15 protein-coding genes are annotated in these 16,709 nt (G+C 56.5%); 10 read left to right on the top strand and 5 right to left on the bottom strand.

Annotated features, from left to right (window positions below):
- Window positions 1-33 precede the first annotated feature (33 nt).
- Both Mag101_RS00180 and Mag101_RS00185 read left to right on the top strand, forming a co-directional pair.
- On the top strand, window positions 34-2,361 hold the full coding sequence (locus Mag101_RS00180) for a TonB-dependent receptor (RefSeq protein WP_077399121.1): 2,328 nt from the start codon (window positions 34-36) through the stop codon (window positions 2,359-2,361).
- Window positions 2,362-2,399: 38 nt separating this feature from the next.
- The gene (locus Mag101_RS00185; protein ID WP_077399124.1) at window positions 2,400-3,815 is read left to right on the top strand and encodes an NAD(P)/FAD-dependent oxidoreductase; all 1,416 of its coding nucleotides are present in this window, start codon (window positions 2,400-2,402) and stop codon (window positions 3,813-3,815) included.
- Between the two features lie 87 nt (window positions 3,816-3,902).
- Here Mag101_RS00185 and Mag101_RS00190 read toward each other — a convergent pair whose 3' ends face one another.
- Window positions 3,903-4,742, bottom strand: coding sequence for a helix-turn-helix transcriptional regulator (locus Mag101_RS00190; protein WP_077399127.1), 840 nt, complete (start codon window positions 4,740-4,742; stop codon window positions 3,903-3,905).
- Between the two features lie 30 nt (window positions 4,743-4,772).
- Window positions 4,773-5,342 (bottom strand): gamma carbonic anhydrase family protein, encoded by a 570-nt coding sequence (locus tag Mag101_RS00195; RefSeq protein WP_077399130.1) that lies wholly within the window; start codon window positions 5,340-5,342, stop codon window positions 4,773-4,775.
- Window positions 5,343-5,444: 102 nt separating this feature from the next.
- Here Mag101_RS00195 and Mag101_RS00200 point away from each other — a divergent pair, with 102 nt between their 5' ends.
- From Mag101_RS00200 to Mag101_RS00210, 3 genes are read left to right on the top strand one after another with little or no spacing between them, the layout of a single operon-like run.
- Window positions 5,445-7,493 carry a M3 family metallopeptidase gene (locus Mag101_RS00200; RefSeq protein WP_077399133.1) on the top strand — a complete coding sequence of 683 codons (2,049 nt, stop codon included), beginning with the start codon at window positions 5,445-5,447 and terminating at the stop codon, window positions 7,491-7,493.
- Between the two features lie 47 nt (window positions 7,494-7,540).
- On the top strand, window positions 7,541-7,777 hold the full coding sequence (locus Mag101_RS00205; RefSeq protein ID WP_077407941.1) for a YheV family putative zinc ribbon protein: 237 nt from the start codon (window positions 7,541-7,543) through the stop codon (window positions 7,775-7,777).
- 17 nt (window positions 7,778-7,794) lie between these two features.
- Entirely contained in the window at window positions 7,795-8,601 is an 807-nt protein-coding gene (locus Mag101_RS00210; RefSeq protein ID WP_077399137.1) for a hypothetical protein, read from the top strand.
- Window positions 8,602-8,700: 99 nt separating this feature from the next.
- Here Mag101_RS00210 and Mag101_RS00215 read toward each other — a convergent pair whose 3' ends face one another.
- Together Mag101_RS00215 and Mag101_RS00220 are read right to left on the bottom strand one after the other, a co-directional pair.
- Window positions 8,701-9,360 (bottom strand): hypothetical protein, encoded by a 660-nt coding sequence (locus tag Mag101_RS00215; RefSeq protein WP_077399140.1) that lies wholly within the window; start codon window positions 9,358-9,360, stop codon window positions 8,701-8,703.
- 156 nt (window positions 9,361-9,516) lie between these two features.
- On the bottom strand, window positions 9,517-10,818 hold the full coding sequence (locus tag Mag101_RS00220) for an MATE family efflux transporter (RefSeq protein WP_232325078.1): 1,302 nt from the start codon (window positions 10,816-10,818) through the stop codon (window positions 9,517-9,519).
- A gap of 476 nt (window positions 10,819-11,294) precedes the next feature.
- Between Mag101_RS00220 and coxB the strand changes: the two genes are divergently transcribed.
- The 4 genes from coxB to Mag101_RS00240 are packed head-to-tail and all read left to right on the top strand — an operon-like array spanning window position 11,295 to window position 15,523.
- Window positions 11,295-12,455, top strand: coding sequence for a cytochrome c oxidase subunit II (coxB, locus tag Mag101_RS00225; protein WP_077399143.1), 1,161 nt, complete (start codon window positions 11,295-11,297; stop codon window positions 12,453-12,455).
- Window positions 12,456-12,479: 24 nt separating this feature from the next.
- Window positions 12,480-14,030, top strand: a complete 1,551-nt coding sequence (ctaD, locus tag Mag101_RS00230) for a cytochrome c oxidase subunit I (RefSeq protein ID WP_077399146.1) — start codon at window positions 12,480-12,482, stop codon at window positions 14,028-14,030.
- Between the two features lie 24 nt (window positions 14,031-14,054).
- The gene (locus Mag101_RS00235; protein ID WP_077399149.1) at window positions 14,055-14,627 is read left to right on the top strand and encodes a cytochrome c oxidase assembly protein; all 573 of its coding nucleotides are present in this window, start codon (window positions 14,055-14,057) and stop codon (window positions 14,625-14,627) included.
- A 5-nt stretch (window positions 14,628-14,632) separates the two neighbouring features.
- Window positions 14,633-15,523, top strand: a complete 891-nt coding sequence (locus tag Mag101_RS00240) for a cytochrome c oxidase subunit 3 (RefSeq protein WP_077399152.1) — start codon at window positions 14,633-14,635, stop codon at window positions 15,521-15,523.
- 47 nt (window positions 15,524-15,570) lie between these two features.
- Here the strand turns inward: Mag101_RS00240 and Mag101_RS00245 are convergent, their stop codons facing one another.
- Window positions 15,571-15,795 carry a DUF2909 domain-containing protein gene (locus Mag101_RS00245; RefSeq protein ID WP_077399154.1) on the bottom strand — a complete coding sequence of 75 codons (225 nt, stop codon included), beginning with the start codon at window positions 15,793-15,795 and terminating at the stop codon, window positions 15,571-15,573.
- A gap of 32 nt (window positions 15,796-15,827) precedes the next feature.
- Between Mag101_RS00245 and Mag101_RS00250 the strand changes: the two genes are divergently transcribed.
- Window positions 15,828-16,661 carry an SURF1 family protein gene (locus tag Mag101_RS00250; RefSeq protein WP_077399157.1) on the top strand — a complete coding sequence of 278 codons (834 nt, stop codon included), beginning with the start codon at window positions 15,828-15,830 and terminating at the stop codon, window positions 16,659-16,661.
- Window positions 16,662-16,709: the final 48 nt, after the last annotated feature.

Here is a 16,709-nt window from a genome sequence, read left to right on the forward strand (position 1 = left end):
TAAAACCGATAATTTTTTGAAGGGGAGATCGTCATGGAAATGCTGAATCGTTCCAGCCGACGTTTTGCGAAAAACACACTTGCGGTCGCCATCACCGGCGCATTTCTTTCGACGCTCGGTGTGACCACCAACGCGTTTGCCAACCAGATCGAAGAAGTTGCCGTGACCGCGCAAAAGCGCGAACAGTCGGTAAATGACATTGGTGTATCTGCCAACGCGTTCAGCGGTGAAATGATGCAGAGCCTGGGCATCGACAGCGCGGTGGATCTCGGCGCGCACACGCCGGGCCTGGTGACTGTGAACTCCACCTCTGGTGGCACCCCGGTGTTCGCCATTCGCGGCATCGGTCTCGACGATTTCAGCCCCAACAACAGCAGCGGTGTGGGTATCTACACCGATGAAGTGTTTGCCAGCAACCCATCCTTCCTCGGCGGCCAGTTGTTCGATATCGAACGCGTCGAAGTACTGAAAGGCCCGCAGGGTACCCTGTACGGTAAAAATACCACCGGCGGTGCGATTAACTTTATCAGTGCCAAACCCACCGACGAATTTGAAGCGTTTGTGGATGCGGGTATCGGCAATTACGGTTCTCACGAGCTGACCGGTGTGGTGAGCGGTGCAATCAGCGGCGAAGTCCTCGGCCGCCTGAGTCTGAACATGTCCAAGGCCGATGGCTGGCAAAAAGATGCGCAGAGCGGACGTGAATTTGGCGGCGTGGACCGTTCCGCCGGGCGCGGCCAGATCCTGTTCCCGTTTGCGGATAACGGTGAAGCCCTGGCCAAGGTCTATTTCAGCAATGACAAATCCACGCCGGTATCCCCGCAGGTTAGCGGCCTCGGCGAAGCCTTCGGCGATCCGTCGTTCGATGTGCTCAACAGCAGCGATGACCACACTGTCGTCAACGTTGGCGACCTGAAGGTTGCCCGCGATGAATCCGGCTACGGTGCTTCCCTTAACTTGAGCTATGGCTTTGAAACCCTGGATGTGGTTTCCATTACCGCGTTCGATGCCTACGACCGCAATGTGGTAGACAACTACGGCGGCTCCTCCGCGGCCATTCTGGACCTGTACCAGGACAACGAAATGAACCAGTGGTCGCAGGAGTTCCGCCTGGTGAGCAATGGCGATGGCCGTGTTACCTGGGTGGCCGGCGTAAATATTTCTGAAGATACGGTAAAGGTACACGACGTATTTGACGATTCGTTCTTCGTGACCGACTCCGTCGCCAGCACCTTTGTGCTCGATCCAGCGGACGTAAGTGCGCAGGGCTGGGACTTGCTCACCGCGCAATACGAACAGGTTACCAAGTCCTGGGGGGCTTACCTGCACACCGAAACCATGCTGACCGATTCGCTGAATCTGATCGCCGGTGTGCGCTACAGTGCCGATGACCGCACCTTCGATGGTATTTCTACCAATCACGACGACATCTACTCGTTTAACGACACTATTGCCGAGCTCGACGACAGTACCAGTGAAAATTCCCTAACCGGAAAACTGGGACTGGACTGGCAGGTAAACGACGACTTCCTGCTCTACGCGAATGTGGCTAACAGCTACAAGGCCGGCGCTTACTACGGTGCGGCGATTCTCGACGACATCAGCTGGGCGTACGTGAAGCCGGAAAAGGTGCTGTCCTACGAGGCGGGCTTCAAGGCCACCTTGTTTGACGCGTCACTGCAATTGAACGGTGCCCTGTTCAGCCTCGACTACACCGACCGTCAGTCACTGGTCACCATTATCGTTGACGACTTCAGTAACTTCCTCGAATTCCCGGTTGCCGACACCACCCTGGTGAATGTGCCGGAATCCAAGACCAACGGCTTTGAACTCGACTTGCACTGGCTGCCCACCGATAACCTGACCGTTATGGCCGGGGTTGCCTTCCTCGACAGCGAAGTTACTCGCGCGCCGACCACTGCGGGTATGCGCGGTATCTCCGCCGATCCTTCGGTAAACGATACTGCGGACGGCGTGGATCAGCTGTTTGTGGATGCACTCGCAGCACCGCTGCCCGCGGGCGCGTCCCTGTCGCAGGCGCCGGAGTGGAGCTACAACAGTTTGCTCGCCTACGACTTGCCGCTGGCGAATTACAACCTGCGCCTGCAAACCAGCTACACCTACAGCGATGAAATGACCGCACAGCTAGCGGACGACAATGCACTGTCCGGCCCGGTACATTCCTGGGATGCAGAAGCAACCCTGGGTGATGGGGATGAGCGCTGGCAGGTGAGCGGTTGGATCAAAAATATTGAAGACAGCAGCGCTGAAACCTATGCGTTCTCCAGTTTCGCGGGGCGCTCCTACTATCGCCAGGCACCGACTACCTTCGGGGTATCGGTCCGTTACAACTTCTTCTAATTACCGACCGGCGATAGATTGGTTGATGAGAGATAATTATGTGTGATGAACAGACCAGGGCCGAAGCCCTGGCAGCGTTACAGGGCACAACCTTTTTTCCCTACTGGCTCGACGCGCCACAGCGTCCGGCAGATGAGCCGGCCCTGCAGTGTGCGCTGACCTGTGACCTGCTCATCGTTGGCGGTGGCTTTACCGGTTTGTGGGCAGCGTTGCAGGCAAAAGAGGCAAACCCCGAGCGCGACGTGGTTCTGATCGAAGCCAACAGTATTGCCATCGGCGCCTCCGGGCGCCCGGCGGCAATTCTGTCCACCTCGGTAATGCACGGCCTCGCCAATGCCCTGCGCTTGTTTCCGCAAGATATGGAAACCCTGGAACAGTTGGGTAAGGAAAACCTCGACGGTTTCCGCGAAACCATCGAGCGCTACGGTATCGACTGCGACCTGGAGTGGGGTGGCGAACTGACCGTAGCCATCGGTGACGAAGGCCGCGAAGATATCGAAAAAGAGTACAAGCTGTACCGTCACTACGGGCACGACGCACACCTGCTGGATCGCGATGCCGTTCAGCGGGAAGTGAACTCGCCGTTGTTCAACGGCGGGCTCTGGTCCAAACAGCGCAGTGGTACCGTGCACCCGGCAAAACTCGCCTGGGGATTGAAACTTGTCGCCGCTGAGCTGGGTGTGCAGATTTACGAAAATACGCCCATGGTGAGCAACCAGCAGAACAAGCAGGGTGTGCTGGTAAAAACCGCGCAAGGCCAGGTGCAGGCGAACAAGGTATTGCTGGCAACCAATGCGTTTGCCGCCGGCCATCGAAAAATTCGCAATCGCGTAGCGGCCATTCGCGATCGCATTGTTGTTACCGAACCGCTTAGCGAAGAGCAGATGGCATCGATTGGCTGGCAGAACCGCCAGGGTATCTACGATACCCGCACCCAGCTGAACTATATGCGCCTTACTGCCGATAACCGTATTTTGTTTGGCGGCCGCCTGGACTACTTCTTTGGTAACAATACCGATCCCGCAGAAGATAAACAGGCGGACCCGTATCTGCGCCTTGTGGATAACTTCTACCGCACCTTCCCGACACTGCGCGGCATTCGCTTCAGTCACGCGTGGAGTGGACCGATTGCACTGACTACGCGCATGGCGGTGCACTACCAGTCTTATCACGGTGGCAAAATGCTCTACGCCGGTGGCTATTCCGGTTTTGGTGTGACCGCCACACGTTTCGGTGCGCGGGTAGCGCTGGCGATGCTGGATGACGCGCAGGTGCCAGAGCGCAACCTGCAGTTTGCGCGCACACAACCGGCATTTATACCGCCGGAACCGTTCCGCTGGATCGGCGCCAAGATCACCATGTATGCGCTGGATACCCTGGACGAAAAGGGTGGCTGGCGTATTCCCTGGGTGCGCATGGTGGAAAAAATGGGATTCCCCATCACGCAAAAGTAAGTTTCTGTTTCCGAGTGTGAAATCGTTTCCGCACCGCCGCGTCGCGATCTATATAGCGGCCTGGTTAGGTGCGGTTTTTTATGTCGGCTATTTTTCCAGGCTGGTCAGCGGATCTGCATCGCCGCTGGAATGGTGGCGCAACGCGCTGATAAAAAGATAAAACAGTTCTGACTGGGAAGTGACATCGAGCTTGGCGTAGATGTTTTTGCGGTGGGTTTTTACCGTGTCGACACTGGCGTCCAGTCTTTCCGCCATCGACTTGATGGAATGCCCGCGCATGGTCAGGTGCAGCACCTCGCACTCGCGATTGGTCAGACGCGAACTGCCAAAGTTTTCCAGTGCGCTATCCAAACGCTTGCCGAAACTTTCCTGGCCAGTTTCTACAGCCTCATAGCTGGTCATCCATTTCTTGAGAATGTTTTCTACCAGTGGCGTCAGCGAGCGCAGTACCGCCATTTCCTGATTGGAGAAACGCCCGTTGCCCAAATCGCGCGCGCGGCCAATCGACAGGCTGGCGATCATACCGTCGCGGCCAAACACCAAATAGCAGGCCTCATCGCCCAAGTTGGCCTCGCGATAGTACTTGCGAAAATATTCTGTATGGACGAAAGCATCCGGTGCCACCTCGCGCAGGAAAAACAGCCCCTGTTTTTCTTCGTCCACCGCCGCGCGATAGAAGGGGTCGAACAGGTAAGCGCCTTCGACGTACCGATCTACCTGGGTGCTGGGCTGTTCGTTGGCGAGCAGGCGGTGATGGGCAATCTCCGGTGCGCTGCCGGAGGGGTACAGGATCGCCATACTGCTGTTGCCGCGCACCAGCTGTTCCGCGCCGCGCAGCAGTTCATACACCCGTTGCGAGTCCGATTCGCAATCCAGCAGATTGCTGACGCACAGATGCCAGTGGAATAAATCCGGGGTAACACTCATGCAGCACACCTGCCGGGCCGAAGTACCGGTTTAGTCTTTGGCCAGATATTCATCTTTCAACTTAACGTAGTTGCCAGCCGTGTAGGCAAAGAAGCTTTTTTCTTTCTCTGACAGGGGACGCGCCTGCTTGGCCGGGGACCCCACATACAGGTAGCCACTTTCCAGGCGTTTTCCCGGCGGTACCAGGGCGCCGGCCGCCAGCACCACTTCGTCTTCTATCACCGCGCCATCGAGGACGATGGCACCGATACCAATCAACACGCGGCTGCCAACGGTGCAACCGTGCAGGCAGGCCTTGTGGCCGATGGTGACATCGTCGCCGATGGTGAGCGGCCAGCCGCCCTCATTGAAGTCGCTGGCGTGGGTAATGTGCAGTACCGAGCCGTCCTGCACACTGGTGCGGGCGCCAATGCGCACCCGGTGCATGTCGCCGCGCACCACCGCCATCGGCCACACGGAACTGTCGTCGCCCAGCTCCACATCACCGATCACACAGCTCTGCGGATCGATAAATACGCGCGCGCCGAGGTTCGGCGTATGGCCGCGGTGTTCGCGCAGGTGTTCGTGAGTGGAAACTTGGGGTAAATCCGGTTTGGGCAAGGCTGACCTCCGCTTGGGCAATCCACTAGAATAGGGGGCATATGTTAACCCGTCCCCGCGTTCATCGCCCCTGTGATGGCCGCCCATCGACAAGGAATTCCGATGTCAGACTCTTCCCTCGACAACCCGTTGCTGGGTGCACCGGTACTGCCGCCGTTCGATACGGTAAAACCCCTGCACGCGGAGCCTGCCGTCAGCACGCTGATTGTCAAGTGTCGCGAACAGCTGCGATCCTGCCTGGAAAGTGCCGGAGATAGCCCTACCTGGGACGACACCATGGCGCCGCTGGAAGAGGCTCAGGACCAGTTGAGCAAGGCCTTTTCGCCGGTATCGCACCTGAACAGCGTGTTGAGTGGCGACTGGCGCCAGCCTTACGAAGAGTGCCTGGCCAAGGTGACCGAGTACTGGACTGAGCTGGGACAGAACCCGGAACTGTATGCCGCCTACCGCGCCCTGGCCAAAGCGGAAGACTTTGCCAGCTGGCCGCAGGCCCGCCAGCAGGCAGTGCGCCACGGTTTGCGCGATATGCATCTGGGCGGGGTGAGTCTCGAGGGTGAAAAGCGCACGCGCTACGCCGCGATCAGCAAGCGCCTCGCGGAACTGAAAAGCACCTTCGCTAACAACGTGTTGGATGCCACCAATGCGTGGACACTGAATATCACCGAGGAGTCCGAACTGGCGGGTATCCCGGATTCCGCGCTGGCCCAGGCAAAGACGTTGGCGGAGTCGAAAAACCAGTCGGGCTGGTTGCTCACCCTGGACGGCCCCTGTTTCCTCGCGGTGATGACCCACGCGGAAAATCGCGACCTGCGCCATCGCGTGCACTTCGCGTTTATTACGCGGGCGTCCGATGTCGGTCCCAATGCTGGCGAATTCGACAACGCCAATGTGATGGCGGAGATTCTCGCGCTGCGCGCCGAACAGGCGCATTTGCTGGGCATGAAAAATTACGCCGAGCGCTCCCTGGCGAGCAAAATGGCCGGCTCCACCGAAGAGGTAGAGGCCTTCCTGCGCGACCTGGCCAAGCGCGCCAAGCCCGCCGCGGTGAAAGAATTTGCCGAGCTGCAGGCGTTCGCCACCAGCGAGCTGGGGCTGGATAGCCTGCACCCCTGGGATGTGGCCTGGGCTGCGGAGAAACTCAAGCAATCCCGCTATGCCGTCAGCCAGGAGGAGTTGCGCCCGTACTTCCCCTATCCCCAAGTGCTCACCGGTATGTTTGCGGTGGTGAAAAAACTGTTCGGGGTTGTGGCGGAGCGCGATGACAGTATTCCCACCTATCACCGCGATGTGCAGTTTTATTGGCTGAAGCGCGGTGACGAACCCATTGCCGGGTTTTATCTGGATCCCTATGCGCGCGAGAAAAAACGCGGCGGGGCCTGGATGGACGATGCGCGCGTGCGCCGCCGGACGATTGCCGGCCTGCAGTTGCCGGTGGCCTACCTGGTGTGCAACTTTTCCTCGCCGGCGCAGGACGCCCCCGCGCTGCTGACCCATTACGAAGTCACCACCCTGTTCCATGAGTTCGGCCACGGCCTGCACCATATGCTGACGCGGGTGGATGTGGCCGCGGTTTCCGGAATCAACGGTGTGGCCTGGGATGCGGTGGAGCTGCCCAGCCAGTTTCTTGAAAACTGGTGCTGGGAACCAGAGGCACTGGCGATGATTTCCGGTCACTACGAGACCGGTGAACCGCTGCCGCAGGCGTTACTAGATAAAATGCTGGCGGCGAAGAATTTTCAGTCTGCGATGTTTACCGTGCGCCAGTTGGAGTTTGCGCTGTTCGATTTTCTGCTGCATTCACGCCCGGAGGGGGCCAATGCGGAGGAAATTCAGCGCTTGATTAACGAGGTGCGCGCAAAGGTATCGGTGGTGCCGGTCTCCCCGGAAAACCGCTTCCAGAATAGCTTCAGCCATATCTTTGCCGGCGGTTATGCAGCGGGTTATTACAGTTACAAGTGGGCGGAGGTGCTCAGTGCCGATGCCTTCTCGCTGTTTGAAGAGAACGGCATTTTCGATCCGGAGACCGGCGAAAAATTCCTGACTACGGTACTGGAGCAGGGTGGTAGTCGCGATGCCCAGGAGATTTTTGTGGCGTTTCGTGGCCGTGCGCCGAAAATAGACGCACTCTTGCGTCACTCGGGTATAGAATAGCCCGCTATTGATAGAGGTATCCCTTGAGCGACGAAACCAACAAGCCCATCAAGCGCCGGTTTATTGCCGGCGCGGTCTGTCCGCGCTGTGGCGAAATGGACAAGATCGTCAATTACAAATTGGGCGATAAGAATTATCGTGAATGTGTGGCCTGCGGTTTCAAAGATGAAATTCGACTGCAGGGCTCGGTCCGGGAATTGGACACTCGGGTCAACCAAACCGAAGACAGGGAAGTGGAAGAAACTGCGGTGAAGATTTTGTTGCCGCCCTCTGAAAAAAAATAACCAGAAACGATTTCCACTTGAAAAAGCTCCTTCTCCTGGTCGCCGTGGCGATCAGCCTCGGCATCGCCGGCCTTTACTGGCTCGACCATCAGCGCCAGGTGCGCGAACAGCAGCAGGAAATGACTGCACACCTGATCACCCGCTGTGTGAATCAGGGGCTGTTGTCACTGTTTGTGTTGCAGAACAATGACTGGGCACAGCAGCCCAAGCTGCTCGAAGCCGAGACCCGTCGGTTAAAACAACAGACCCGGGCCCTGCCCGATGCCATCCTCGTCGGCGAATCATTCGCCGACTGGCAGGCTGCGCTTGATGTGTGTGATCGTCTGACGGAAAACAGTAATCGACAACATAAAACGATTTTCCGCCCGCTTGCGGATATGGCGAAAAAAGATATCTGGGCGCTGGATACCGCCAAAAGCGAACCCTTCCAGGAACGGCGTAAAAAAGCCATTTATCGCAGCAAGATCGCCGCCGAGGCAGCGGATCTGTACATGCAGGAACTGGAGATCGATGTAAAACACTGGTTGGATGTCAGCCGGATATCACCGGAGGCGCGCGCCCTTGCCGACCAGCAGTTGCACGAGTTTATTTTCCAGAAATATCGCAAGGGACGTTTTAGTAAACCCCGTGTTTTACAGTATCTGGAGCGTCAGGAAGCTTTTTATCAATTGCTTACCGATAACACCAAAGGCTTTACTCTGCGCGGCGGCAGCCTGTTTTTTTACAATAAAGCCCTGCATCGCAAGGTGGACGACCTGAATCGTTCCCTGATGCACGGTGAATCCGATTTTTTTGCTAACTGGCGACAAATAGTTGTGCAGTGATGAGCATGAGGGTGTCAGTGCGGGGAGCGGTGTCCTGCCCAACTGATACAAGGGCGCGGCGAATAGCGATAAGGTCAGGTGGTAGCGCTGCTGGAAAAATTAGTGGGATAAATCCACTTGGCGGTTGACCGATGGACCGCGCAATTCAATTTGCATATGCTTGGCAAAATCTGGCCATTGGCCGGGTACATCGTCGAAGCGCTGTTTGTACAAAATCATCGATATCAGGTGTTCCGGGTCCAGCTCCGCCGGTTCAAAGCGCTGCAACAAAATATCGGCCAGTCCGTCCAGCTGGCACGCCAGGCTCTCTCCCAGTAACTCCCGCACCACCAGGTTGGCTACCATGGGGTCCATCGGCAATAGCGGCGTACCGCATACCGGCTGCAACACATCGTTAATCTCTTCCATGATGCGGTGGGCCAGATAGGCTTCGTCGAGAATCGAGCCGAGCCCATGCTGTTCCGGCTGGCGCTCGGGAATTTCACTGAAGCTGTGCGCAATCAGTTCCTGCACCGGGTGAAAATCCATGCCGCCGGCGTCACACAGTTCTTCCAGGCGCTTCAGCCAAACGGGGATAACCTGAATATACCGGATCACGAAACAGGTGAGGTGCAGCGGTGCGTCCCGCTCGGGCAAGTGAATACTGCGATGCAGGTTAGGCAGGGTTTTGTGCAGCGAATGGCGGAAGCGACTTCGGGCCTGCTCTGCGGCCACGGCGCGCTCAATGCACTGCTGGATCAGTTCATAATGGTCAGACATACGTCGAAACGAAAACGGTGAAACCGCGTCCTCGTTTCATTGTTCGCCTATTTCCCCGGGACTTTGCGGTCCAGAACTGCTCCAGAAATAGAGCAAACAAAATGTGCGCAACAAGACTGCCTAACGAAGGATGAGGAATCGGTACCGTAGCTCCAATTACAGCCAATAATTCTTTTTAGTGTAGTTATAAAAGTAGACCATCAATCCGATAGAGCGTGCGAAAAACCACAAAAATAGGCTGAACCAGATGCCAGTATTGCCCAGTTGGCGCGTAAGCCACCAGCATGGCAGGAACACGATTACGGTGGCGATGAACATGGTGTCACGCATCTGTCGGCTCTTGCCCGCACCGATGAAAACACCGTCCAACTGGTAGCTCCACACGGCCACCAGTGGCAACGCGCACAACCAGGAATAGTAGGTGGTTGCCGCCGCCAGCACCTCGGGGATACTGGTGAAAAGCGGCAGTATCCAAAATCTTCCGGTCACCAGTATCGCGGTAATGCCAACGGCGGTAATCAGTGCCAGGCCGCCTGCGGCGCGATTGGTGCGGCGGAACTGGGCCATCGATTTCCTTGCCACCGACTGGCCCACCAGGGATTCGGTGGCGTGCGCGAACCCGTCCAGCGCGTAGGATGTCATCATCAACAGCTGCAGCAGGATCGCATTTGCCGCGAGTACGGTATCGCCCTGCGCTGCACCCTGCGCGGTGAAAAATGTGAGGGTGAATAACAGCAGGCAGGTGCGCACGAACAGATCGCTGTTAATCCGCAATAACTCGAGCCAGGGTGCAATGTTTTGCCACGGCCAGAATGCTGTGTTGCGTAACACCCGGGCCATTTCCTGCGGCGTGTCGCGGTGGCGCAGGCGCAGCAGCCACCAGCCCATGCCAAAGCTACACAGGTCTGCACACACCGATGCCCAGGCCGCGCCGCGGGCGCCCATGCCGAGACCGAGAATCAACACCAGGTCGAGCACAATGTTCAACAGGTTGGCGGTGACCAGAATCGCCAGCGGCGCACGGCTATCCTGCCGGCCGATAAAAAATCCCAGCAGGGCGAAGTTGGCGAGAGCGATGGGCGCGCTGAGCAAACGGATTTGCAGGTAATCGCGTGCGTGCGGCGTGGCCTCGGCACTGGCGTTCATCCACTGGGTGACCAGCGGCAGCAGCGGGGAAGCCAGCAGCAACAGCAGAATGCCGAGCAGAAGCGCCAGTCCCAGCGCGCGCAGTAACCAGGATGCCCCGCTGTCACTGGAGCGTGCCACCAGGCTGGTGGTGCCCATGCGCAAAAAGCCGAACGCCCACAGCAACATGGAAATCACGCTGGCGCCGATGGCGACTCCGGAAAGGTATTCCGGGCTGGGTAGGTGACCGAGCACAGCCGTATCTACTGCACCCAGTAACGGCACAGTAATGTTGCTCAGGATCATGGGCCAGGCGAGGTGCCAGACCCGCATATACGGGGCCAAATGACGGCGCCTGGTGACGCTCGTCCGCGCCGATGAATTTTTCATGTAAGTTGGCGGTTTAATTGACTTTCTTCTGACGATGTGTTTCTGTTGAACACGCTAGATGCGACAAAAAGACACAGGTTGTTGGTTGTACCTTCCGGGCGACGACATCTGAAGTAAAAATAACAAGTTGCACTGACAGCAGTATCGCGCAGTCGAGGTCATCGCCCGGTGTGCGAACAGTGTATGTAGTCTTGGTTTACTACAGCGTGTCCACATTTTTAATGTGTGGATGTGTTCCCGATCTCGTGGTCGGGGCAGTCTCCAGTCCTCCGAACAGCCAGCCGCTGTTTACGGGTTTTGCTTATTTGTGGTTTTTCGCGCCGCGATCTCGCTCGGGTATTTTCCCGTGCGCCGGGTTCGTTGCCGTGCAGCCGCCGTGAGCGACTCGCGAGAATAACAAACATGGAGATCTGCAGGCGATGTTGATGGGCATAAAACGGCTGTTCGCCTTCCTGACCCTAGCGACGATTGCACCCGGTGTTCTTGCACAGGAAACTGCGCAGAACGCGGAGGAGGGCGCGGCACGCTGGGGGGTCAATATGACCCAAGGGGTAACCGAAGTTTCCCGTACCACTTACGATTTGCACATGCTGATCTTCTGGATCTGTGTGGCGATTGGTGTAGTGGTGTTCGGCGTAATGTTTTACAGCATGTGGCGTCACCGCAAGAGCAAGGGGTATGAGGCCGCACAGTTTCACGAGAGCACATTGGTGGAGCTGGCCTGGACAATCGTCCCCACTCTGATCCTCATCGGCATGGCGATTCCCGCCACCAAAACCCTCTACGATATCTACGATACCAAGGAAGCCGATCTGGACATCATGATCACCGGCTACCAGTGGAAGTGGAAATACGACTACATTGGCTCCGACGTTTCCTTTTTCTCCAATCTTTCCACCCCGCAGTCGCAAATCAACAATCAGCAGCCGAAGGCAACAAATTACCTCCTCGAGGTGGATGAGCCGCTGGTCGTACCAATCAATAAAAAAATCCGCTTCCTGATTACGGCAAATGACGTAATTCACGCGTGGTGGGTGCCCGATCTGGCAGTGAAGAAAGATGCGATTCCCGGCTTTGTGAACGAATCCTGGACGCGCATTGAAGAGCCCGGTATTTACCGCGGCCAGTGTGCGGAGCTGTGTGGTAAGGACCACGGCTTTATGCCCATCGTGGTCAAGGCGGTGCCGGAAGATGAATACCATTCCTGGCTGAGCGACCGCGCGGCAGCTGCTGCGCGCATCAAAGAACTCACCAATAAAACCTTCACGTTTGACGAGCTCTACGCCCGTGGCGAGGAGATCTACAAAAGTGCTTGTGTCGCCTGTCACCAGGCCAAGGGTGAGGGTATCCCCGGTACCTTCCCGGCCATTGCTGGTTCCGCAATTGCCACCGGTCCGATGGACACCCATATGAGCATGGTCGTGGATGGCTCGCCGAGCAATCCCGCCATGCAGGCGTTTGGCGCACAGCTGAGTGAAGTGGATCTGGCCGCGGTCATCACCTATCAGCGTAGTGCCTTCGGCAACAATATGGGCGACACCGTGCAGCCCATTGACGTTCTCAATTTCAAGAATAAGTAAGTAAGAGCCGAGAGGAGTTTAGTTATGGCACACGGTCCGAAACCCGGTTTTACCCGCTGGCTCTACACCACTAACCACAAAGACATCGGTTCGATGTACCTGTGGTTCAGTTTTGCGATGTTCCTGCTAGGCGGTTGTATGGCGCTGGTAATCCGCGCCGAATTGTTCCAGCCCGGACTGCAGATTGTGCAGCCCGGTTTCTTTAACCAGATGACCACCATGCATGGCCTGATCATGGTGTTCGGTGCGGTGATGCCCGCCTTTGTAGGGCTTGCCAACTGGATGGTGCCGATGATGATCGGCGCACCGGATATGGCCCTGCCGCGGATGAATAACTGGAGCTTCTGGATTCTGCCATTCGCCTTCGCGATGCTGGTATCCACACTGTTCATGGAAGGTGGCGCGCCCGATTTCGGCTGGACCTTCTACGCACCGCTCTCCACCGAGTACGCGCCGCCCAGCGTGACCTTCTTTATCTTCGCCGTACACATTATGGGTGCCTCATCCATTATGGGTGCGATCAATATCGTGGCCACGATTCTGAATATGCGCGCACCGGGCATGACCCTGATGAAGATGCCGCTGTTCGTTTGGACCTGGCTGATTACCGCTTACCTGCTGATCGCGGTAATGCCGGTACTGGCCGGTGTGGTCACCATGATGTTGATGGATATCCACTTCGGCACCAGCTTCTTCAGCGCCGCCGGTGGTGGTGACCCGGTACTGTTCCAGCATGTGTTCTGGTTCTTCGGGCACCCCGAGGTGTACATCATGATCCTGCCGGCATTCGGCATTGTGTCGGCGATTATTCCCACCTTCGCGCGCAAGCCGCTGTTCGGTTACAGCTCTATGGTTTACGCCACCGCGAGTATCGCGTTCCTCAGCTTTATCGTGTGGGCGCACCACATGTTTACGGTAGGCATGCCCATTGCCGGTGAGTTGTTCTTTATGTACGCGACCATGCTGATCGCGGTCCCTACCGGCGTGAAGGTGTTCAACTGGGTGAGCACCATGTTCCGGGGGTCGATGACCTTCGAGACCCCAATGTTGTTCTCCATTGCCTTCGTGATTCTGTTTACCATTGGCGGCTTCTCTGGCCTGATGCTAGCCATCGCACCGGCGGACTTCCAGTATCACGATACCTATTTCGTTGTGGCGCACTTCCACTACGTGCTGGTGCCTGGGGCCATCTTCTCGATCACCGCAGGCGTTTACTACTGGTTGCCGAAATGGACCGGCAACATGTACAACGAGTCCATGGGTAAAGTGCATTTCTGGCTCGCCTTTGTCGGCCTGAATGTCACCTTCTTCCCGATGCACTTTGTTGGCCTGGCCGGCATGCCGCGCCGAATTCCCGACTACGCACTGCAGTTTGCCGACTTTAACCAGATTGCCAGCGTGGGCGCCTTCCTGTTTGGTGCAGCGCAGATCTTGTTCCTGTTCAACGTGATCCGCACCGTGCGCGGTGGCGAGAAGGCGACCGACGAAGTTTGGGAAAACCCGGAAGGGTTGGAGTGGAGCGTGCCGTCGCCGGCACCGTATCACACCTTCAGCACGCCACCGGTCGTACGTTGATCTGGAGTTGAGGAGGCTGGCATCATGGCACTGAGCGCAAATGCAAAAACCACAGCCAGGTTGACGACCCTAGCGGTCGGCATGCTCGGCTTTGCGCTGTTCGTGATGCCGCCACTCTACGATGCCTTTTGTGAAATAACTGGTCTGAACGGCAAAACCGGCGGTCGCTACGAAGCGGTGCCGGCGGCGGTCGACACAGAGCGCACGGTCAAAGTGCAGTTTGTGGCGAGTAATAACGAAAACATGCCGTGGGAGTTTAAACCCGGCATGGTCGAAATACGTGTGCACCCCGGTGAGGCAGTGGATACCGTATTTCACGCGCGCAATCCCACCGATCGCGAAATGATCGGCCAGGCCATCCCCAGCTTGGTGCCATTCAAGGCCGCTAACTATTTTCACAAGACCGAGTGCTTCTGCTTCAACCAGCAATCACTCGCCGCCGGCGAAACCGCGGAATTGGGACTGCGCTTTATCGTCGACCCCGATCTGCCCGTCGGCGTGAACACCATTACGCTTTCCTACACGCTGTTTGATGTCACGGAAAGATTTGCCAAACAAGCGAACAACAAAAATACCGACTCCGAGCGAGAGGGATAAAAACTATGGCCACTGAAAGCAGCTACTATGTGCCCGAGCAGTCCCGGCTGCCCATCTTCGCCACCATCGGCATATTCCTGATGGCGTTTGGCGCCGCTACCTGGATCAATGGCGGCAGCTCCTATATTTTCTTTGCCGGCAGCCTGGCGATGGCCACCGTGTTGTGGTTCTGGTTTGCCGCGGTAATTAAAGAAAACATGCAGGGGCTCAACAGTGATCAGCTCAAGCGCTCTTACGTGTGGGGCATGGGTTGGTTTATTTTTTCCGAGGTCATGTTCTTTGCCGCCTTCTTTGGTGCGCTGTACTACATCCGCACCTTTTCCCTGCCGTGGCTTGGTGGCGAAGGTGATCGCGGCTCTTCGAACATGCTGTGGGAAGGCTTCCAGAATACCTGGCCATTGATGGTGACTCCGGAGCAGGCGGTGAGTGGTGAAGCCGCAAAAGTGGTTGGCCCCAAGGGCATCATCGACCCCTGGCACCTGCCATTGATTAACACCGTGCTGCTGCTCGCTTCCAGTGTCACCGTGCATATCGCGCACGTGTATCTGAAAAAGGGTAACCGCAAAGGCTTTAATTGGTGGCTTACTGCAACTGTTGCCTTGGGTGGCGCCTTTCTGTTCTTCCAGGTTGAAGAATACCTGGAAGCCTACCAGCATCTTGGTCTGACTCTGGAATCCGGAATTTACGGTACGACCTTCTTTATGCTCACCGGATTCCACGGTATGCATGTAACACTTGGCACCGTTATGCTGCTGATTATGTTATTGCGTTCGGTGATTGCGAATCACTTCAAGCCGGACGATCACTTTGGCTTTGAAGCGGCTAGCTGGTACTGGCACTTCGTAGATGTGGTTTGGGTAGGTCTGTTTATCTTCGTTTACGTACTGGGCGCCTAACGAAAAATTAGGGGTGGATACCTTTGGGTGCCCACCCCTTCACTGAATCAGTATTTGTTTGCCCAGGGTGCGGTGTTGGAAAGTATGCCGCTGTCGAAGCCATACCAGATGGCCACAAGTAGCAGAGCTGCCAGAGAAACTCGAATACCTAATGCATAGAGGGAACGTTTTGATTCTGGCGCGCCCATGTCGCGCAACAGAAAAAAGAGTGCACTGGTCAGGCTGGCCAGTACCGCGAGAAACAACAACACAATTATTGCTTTAAGCCACATAACAAACGCCACTTATTGAAGTATTTATTGGCATGATAGCTCCCAAAAAATCGCAGCACCAACGCGATCAGGCAGTACAGACTGGGAACTCCGCCCATTCCGCGCAATTGGCAAAAGGCCAGGATCATTTAGCGCGGGAGGCCAGTGTAGCATTTATCCGCAACTGGCCACTGACCGTTCTGAGTTTATGTTTTTTCCCCCTGTTGTTAGGGCTGGGTAACTGGCAGCTACAACGGGCGGCGGAAAAAGAAGGTATCCAGCAGCAGGTTGACGCACGTCTTAGTGCACAGCCCATCAAAATTTCCGATCTAAAAGTCCCCGCGACCTATACCCCGCTACGCCTGCTGGGGTTTTATACCGATGAATATTTTCTCCTGGATAACCGCACCCGCCACGGTCGTGTCGGTTATGAGGTTCTGCAGGTATTTGAAACCGGCAGCGGCAGCGCAGAAAAGTCGCGCTGGTTGATCAATCGTGGATGGGTGCCGGCAAACAGTCACCGTGACCAGTTGCCGGAAGTGTCCTATCCATTAGCGGCCAAGGTAATCACCGGCTTTCTCTACCCGAATGGCGATTCGATCGCGGACGCCGCTGCTTTGCCGGCCGTTGCTGTCCACGGCCGCATCCAGTCACTGGCACAGTTGCGCGCGCATACCAGCGGGTTGCAACAACCGGACTGGCATATTCGCCTGAGTGCAGATTCCGATACCGCTCTGCTAACCGATTGGAAATTGTTGACCACCAGTCCGGCCAAGCACACGGGTTATGCGGTGCAATGGTTCACCATGGCTTTCGCCCTGCTGGTGATGTGGCTGCTGGCTGCGACTAACCTGCGACAAATAGTGCGAGAAAAGTGGTTTAAATAAACACCAAAACAGACATAATCAACTCATAACAATAACGAGCACTCAATT

Origin of the sequence: Microbulbifer agarilyticus (assembly GCF_001999945.1) — a bacterium.
Classification (GTDB): domain Bacteria; phylum Pseudomonadota; class Gammaproteobacteria; order Pseudomonadales; family Cellvibrionaceae; genus Microbulbifer; species Microbulbifer agarilyticus_A.